The sequence below is a fragment of the Thalassolituus sp. UBA3500 genome (genome assembly GCF_002377545.1).
Lineage (GTDB): Bacteria > Pseudomonadota > Gammaproteobacteria > Pseudomonadales > Oceanobacteraceae > Thalassolituus.
Window position 1 is genome coordinate 1 of the sequence record NZ_DFQB01000017.1, and the last position, 5,907, is coordinate 5,907.

The 5,907-nt window shown below is 51.2% G+C and carries 5 protein-coding genes; 3 read left to right on the forward strand and 2 right to left on the reverse strand.

Features of this window, described 5'->3' with window-relative positions; translation table 11 throughout:
* The 3 genes from B2R29_RS04245 to B2R29_RS04255 all read left to right on the forward strand — a co-directional run.
* Nucleotides 1-302, forward strand: a 302-nt coding sequence (locus tag B2R29_RS04245) for a hypothetical protein (RefSeq protein WP_301179926.1), incomplete at its 5' end; no start/stop codon positions are given.
* A 4-nt stretch (nucleotides 303-306) separates the two neighbouring features.
* Complete coding sequence (fusA, locus tag B2R29_RS04250; protein WP_301179927.1) at nucleotides 307-2,394, forward strand: elongation factor G; 2,088 nt, start codon at nucleotides 307-309, stop codon at nucleotides 2,392-2,394.
* A gap of 135 nt (nucleotides 2,395-2,529) precedes the next feature.
* The gene (locus B2R29_RS04255; RefSeq protein WP_301179928.1) at nucleotides 2,530-4,443 is read left to right on the forward strand and encodes a hypothetical protein; all 1,914 of its coding nucleotides are present in this window, start codon (nucleotides 2,530-2,532) and stop codon (nucleotides 4,441-4,443) included.
* Here the strand turns inward: B2R29_RS04255 and B2R29_RS04260 are convergent.
* Nucleotides 4,399-5,082 carry a rhomboid family intramembrane serine protease gene (locus B2R29_RS04260; protein ID WP_301179929.1) on the reverse strand — a complete coding sequence of 228 codons (684 nt, stop codon included), beginning with the start codon at nucleotides 5,080-5,082 and terminating at the stop codon, nucleotides 4,399-4,401. The genes B2R29_RS04255 and B2R29_RS04260 overlap by 45 nt on opposite strands.
* Nucleotides 5,072-5,764 (reverse strand): phosphatase PAP2 family protein, encoded by a 693-nt coding sequence (locus B2R29_RS04265; RefSeq protein WP_301179930.1) that lies wholly within the window; start codon nucleotides 5,762-5,764, stop codon nucleotides 5,072-5,074. Before B2R29_RS04265 ends, B2R29_RS04260 begins: the two co-directional genes overlap by 11 nt.
* Between the last annotated feature and the right edge of the window lie 143 nt (nucleotides 5,765-5,907).

The window sequence follows — 5,907 nt, forward strand, 5'->3', positions numbered from 1 at the left end:
AGTACCCACGTTTACGTGGGGTTTTGAGCGTTCAAACGTTTCCTTTGCCACCGTCTTGGCCCTCAGGTTGTAATGTTTATGCTAAAGCTTCGCCGGCGAGCCGACTAATTATGAAAGCCGACATCATACGCGCGCGCGGCATCCTGTCAACAAAGGCTGCCACCTTGGGACTGGCAAGACTTCGAAATGACATTCAGCGAAGGTTTTTTCGCTTTAATTGGACTTACGAACAAAAGTGTGAGGAAATCGCCGCCGAAAACGTGTACATTATCGCGCGAAATTTCACTCTGCTAACCGAGTAACGTTATGACAGACCTCTCTAAATACAGAAACATAGGTATCTTTGCCCACGTTGATGCGGGTAAGACTACCACCACGGAACGTATCCTGAAGCTGACCGGTAAAATCCATAAAACCGGTGAAGTACACGACGGCGAATCCACCACTGACTTCATGGAACAGGAAGCTGAGCGTGGTATTACCATTCAGTCTGCTGCTGTTACCTGTGAATGGGCAGGCCACCGCCTGAACGTTATTGACACCCCTGGACACGTTGACTTCACCGTTGAAGTTTATCGTTCACTGAAAGTACTGGATGGCGGTATCGGCGTATTCTGTGGTTCAGGCGGCGTTGAGCCTCAGTCTGAAACCAACTGGCGTTACGCGAACGACTCAGAAGTATCCCGTATCATCTTCGTGAACAAGCTGGACCGTCTCGGTGCAGACTTCTACCGCGTTGTTGAGCAGGTGAAGAAAACTCTGGGTGCTCGTCCACTGGTTATGGTTCTGCCAATTGGCACCGAAGACGAATTTGTCGGTGTTGTTGACCTGCTTAGCAACAAAGCTTACGTATGGGACGACACTGGTCTGCCAGAAAACTACGAAGTACAGGACATCCCTGCTGACATGGCAGACGACGTTGAGATGTACCGTCAGGAGCTGATCGAAACCGCCCTGGAAATGGACGAAGATCTGCTGATGGAATACCTCGAAGAAGGCACTGAGCCATCTATGGAGGACATCAAGCGCTGCATCCGCGAAGGTACCCGCACTTTGGCGTTCTTCCCTACCTACTGTGGTTCTGCATTTAAGAACAAAGGTGTTCAGCTGGTTCTGAACGCCGTTGTTGACTACCTGCCTAGCCCAACGGAAGTTGATCCACAGGATCTGACCGACGAAGAAGGTAACCCGACTGGCGATAAAGCGATTGTATCTGCTGATGAGCCTTTCCGTGCTCTGGCGTTCAAAATCATGGACGACCGTTTCGGTGCCCTCACCTTTATCCGTATCTACTCCGGTAAGATCAATAAAGGTGACACCGTGCTGAACTCTGCAACTGGTAAGACTGAACGTATCGGTCGTATGGTTGAGATGCAGGCGGACGACAAGAGCGAACTGACCTCTGCACAAGCCGGTGACATCATCGCGGTTGTCGGTATGAAGAACGTTCAGACTGGTCACACTCTGTGTGATCCTAAGCATGAATGTACTCTGGAAGCCATGGTATTCCCGGATCCGGTTATCTCTATCGCGGTTAAGCCAAAAGATAAAGGCGCTGTTGATAAGATGGGTATCGCGATCGGTAAACTGGTTGCAGAAGATCCGTCATTCCAGGTTGAAACTGACGAAGATTCTGGCGAGACCATCCTCAAAGGTATGGGTGAGCTTCACCTCGACATTAAAGTCGACATCCTGAAGCGTACTTATGGCGTTGAGCTGGAAGTAGGTGCTCCACAGGTATCTTACCGTGAGACCATTACTCAGCCGATCGAAGATAGCTACACCCACAAGAAGCAGTCTGGTGGTTCTGGTCAGTACGGTAAGATTGATTACCGCATGAAGCCAGGTGAGCCAGGTACCGGTTTCGTATTCAATACGTCTGTTGTTGGCGGTAACGTACCTAAAGAATTCTTCCCTGCGATTGAAAAAGGCTTCAAGAGCATGATGGAAGAAGGCCCTCTGGCTGGCTTCCCGGTACTGGACGTTGAAATCGACGTATACGACGGTGGCTACCACGCGGTTGACTCCTCTGCAGTTGCGTTCGAAATCGCTGCAAAAGGTGCATTCCGTCAGTCTATGCCTAAAGCCGGCGCTCAGCTGCTCGAGCCGATCATGAAGGTTGACGTTTTCTCTCCAGAAGACAACGTAGGTGACGTAATTGGTGACCTTAACCGTCGTCGCGGCATGATCAAAGATCAGGAGCCGGGTACCAGCGGTGTTCGCATCAAAGCAGACGTTCCACTGTCTGAGATGTTTGGCTACATCGGCCACCTGCGTACCATCACTTCTGGTCGTGGTCAGTTCTCTATGGAGTTCAGCCACTACATGCCTTGCCCTCAGCAGATCGCTGACAAGGTAATGGAAGAAGCGAAAGAGCGTAAAGCCAACAAGTAAGTTGTCTTAACGATTAAGACCCCGCCCGGTTAGCCGCGCGGGGTTTTTTATTGGTTGAAGATTCACCCCTCAGGGGGAAGACAGATTACGACAGATTGCTTATTATTTGGCCATTCTCACAGAGGAAGTAAAATAATGAATTACAGACAAGGCCTCTCCACTGCGATTCTCCTGCTTGGCTTACAAGCTCTCAATACAAATGCTGTTGAATGCGACGGTATCGATTGCCCATCTGACACACTTCCGCCGGAAGAATGTTTCGATCAGGGCTGCGACCTTCCACCAGAAGATGAAGCACCCGCCTGCGACGAACAAGAATGCCCACCCATCGATGACTGTCAGGACCCACAGAGCTGCGAAGGCCCGATTGATGGTCCCGGGGATGGACAGGGAGAAGCCCCAAATTACGCGGTCAGCGTGGATTCCGACAGCTCAGTGACGATTCTCAGTACGGATATAACAGCAGATGGTGACATCTACGTTGAAGTTTACCCTCAGAAAGGTACGGCCACGAATAACCAGGGCGCATCAGTAACCTTTGATACCAACGGCGACTTCAGCAATCTGGAAGAAGGTGTCACTGAAGAAGTTACTTTCGAAGTCAACACAACCGGTACCGATGTCACTTATTCAACCATCACTGTGACAGTCACCGGGGTGGCTGAAGAAGAACCCCAGACAGAAGAACCTGTCGACCAGGCCCCCGGAAACGAAGTCAGCCTGAACGCTGGAGTGATGCCTCACGACACTTTGTCTCGCAACGGTGAGCTTAACGATGGCGAGTTCGTCACCGTATGGATGGACACGCAACGGCTCGCTGCAGGCGAAGCACTCGTCATTCGTGATATTCCCGACCACCTCACGTACATAGAGACCCTCTCCGCGGACCTACCAGCAGATGCGAGCAGCACAATGCCTTTCAGGACTCAGGTGCTCGGCAGCTTCTACCGGGAAGAGGATCGTACTCTTCGAATAAGCCCACGAAGCGGCGATACCACCTCAACGCCAGCGGTCCACATTGTCTTTAAGGCGAGCTCCTCAGAGAGTGACGAAACCACAGCACTGCTTATTGAACGACTCGACAGCACAGGCCTTGAAGCTACCACCACCACAGTCGAAATTCCACCGGCCCGAGCCGCTAAGTATTATTACGAAATCGCGCGCAACAGCAATGGCGCCGTGGTTACGGCCTGGCCACCAAATGATCAGGAAGAGGACTTTGTTCGCCTGGAAGCCAACCTATCCTCTGATCCATCCCCACTGACCTGTGGTGAAAGTGATACCCTGCTCACTGAGGGATTACTGGATGGTGATGGCAATGCCATCGCAGAGTGCGCAGACGGCGTCATCACTGCCACTCATACCGATGCCAAAGTGTCAGCGACAACGCCGCTTACCTGGCCCCTCAACTTTATCGCTGAAGAATCAAATACCCTCGTCGCTGGCGGCAGCATCACATTCAGTGACGGCAACAGCCTCAGCATGGAAGACTCGACCAGCTCAGCCGTTGAGGCCGGCGTCGAATTAGTTTCTCTGAGAGACAACGTCCAAAGTCCCAACATCAGGTTGCGAATGGAACTCCCAGAAGACATACCAGAAGCAACCAATCTGACTGTCGATCTGTTGATACTACCCAGCGATCCGGAAGAAGTCGGAGAAGACAATCCACAGTTTACTTGCGATGGAGGTGAATTGCCTGGCGTGCGATCTACGTCTGTATCACTGAGAGGCCAAAGTTTCACCACCACATGCACCAAGAAGCACTTGCATATCGCTTTCCCAACCGGGATGACAGTAACCAACCAGAGCGACTTTTCGGACGGTTTGCTTCGCGTTGATATCTTCGTGGCTGATGCTAATTACGGCGGGTACATCGAAGCTAACCTTCTCACACTTTCAAGTTACGATGAGAGCGAGGGGCCGGCCGTCGAATACAGCGAATTCAGCGCATTCTATGAAGATGAGGAAGAGGAATCCCTTGGTATAGTTGCCGCAGTGCTCGCATTACTGACGTTTGCGTATTACCGCCGCCGTAAACAGGTAGCCTGAAGCAACAACGAAGCCGGTAAACATACCCAAGACATGGGCCGGCTTTGTCTTCTTACCGGGCGTCGAGTCTATCGAGTGCCCGGTGAGCATTTCCCAGCCAGTCTGACTCCCAAGAAAACCCAATTCATGAGCTGAAAAAACGACAAGAATCGCCGCGCTGACGACCACCATCCAGAAATCCCGGGTAGTCATACCCTCTGCGATGATAAGTATCAACAGCAATACGAAGGTGCCTGACGCCACACCACTGAAGCCCAAAGAACTGTGTTCTCCGCCATAAATCAGTAGCTTAAACGTCGCGTTTGCAACCAGCATAGCAAACAGATAAATAACAAATACCCGCCGGTTAATCTGCTCACACACAAGGCTGCTTGCGACAAGGACGATCACATTCCATGTATAGTGATCCCATGAGCTATGGACAAACACAGCCGTAAAGATGCGCCACCACTCCCCGTTTTCAAGAATAGCAACGCTATCAAACCTGAGGTAATTATCCGCATCAGGAACGAACATCAGTGCCGTTACTGTTATCCCGAGCGTAATTGTCACCCATGAGTGAAACAGAAAATCAGAACGCACCCGCGCCCAGGTTAACCCCAACACATTGGCCAGCGCTCTGAAAAAGTTAAGCTGCATCGACCTCAGGCTCTTCGTCTACAACGTGCTCGTCACCCACGAACAGAAGAGCAAGCTTCCAGGTAATCACTCCCACTAAAAAGCCCGCCACAATATCAATCACGTAGTGCTGTTTAGTTAATAGCGTTGAAGCGATAATCGGCAGATATAAAAACAATCCCCAGGCCCACCAGAACGTCCGTACTCCATGGACCCGGCTCGCGGTAACCATCACAATCGCCGCCAACAGGGTTTGAGACGCATGAAGGCTGGGCAGAATATTCACGCCAGCATCCAGACTCCGCAGCATGACCAGCGCGCTGCAGGACCAATCGGCGCACACAAAAGTGTCATGGATAATTTTAAGCGGCACGAATGCAAAACAGACACAAGCTATGAGGACAGATAGCACGAGCGACAGGGCGTAGCGGAGGTACAACGTGAATGGCATATCCAGCAGCGCCGGAACAATCAGCCCCGGAATGTAGAGAAAATAGATAAAAGCGAATTCAGGAACTAAAGGCAGCGCAGCATCAAGGGATAGAGCAACATCCCAGGAGTCCACAGAATCCATTCGAGCCATGTTGTACTGCTGCAAAACCTGATAAGCAACCAGCTGGATTACCGCAACCAGCGCACCGATCACTATGCGACCGACGCGTATATCTGCTATCCGATAGTCGTACTTCTTTCTCAACGGCATGACGCTTCATTACTGGAAAAAACAGCATTGTAGCCCAGGGCTCATGAAAAAACTGGCCTCAGGAAAGCACAAACACCTGAATTTCAGGCACAAAAAAGCCCGCACGGAGCGGGCTTTTTAATTGTAGGAGCGAAGCATCTTCG

Excerpts from the sequence above, each read along its gene's own strand:
- B2R29_RS04260 (WP_301179929.1), bottom strand. The coding sequence starts at position 5,082 with ATGCAGCTTAACTTTTTCAGAGCGCTGGCCAATGTGTTGGGGTTAACC.
- B2R29_RS04265 (WP_301179930.1), bottom strand. The coding sequence starts at position 5,764 with ATGCCGTTGAGAAAGAAGTACGACTATCGGATAGCAGATATACGCGTC.
- B2R29_RS04255 (WP_301179928.1), top strand. The coding sequence starts at position 2,530 with ATGAATTACAGACAAGGCCTCTCCACTGCGATTCTCCTGCTTGGCTTA.
- fusA (WP_301179927.1), top strand. The coding sequence starts at position 307 with ATGACAGACCTCTCTAAATACAGAAACATAGGTATCTTTGCCCACGTT.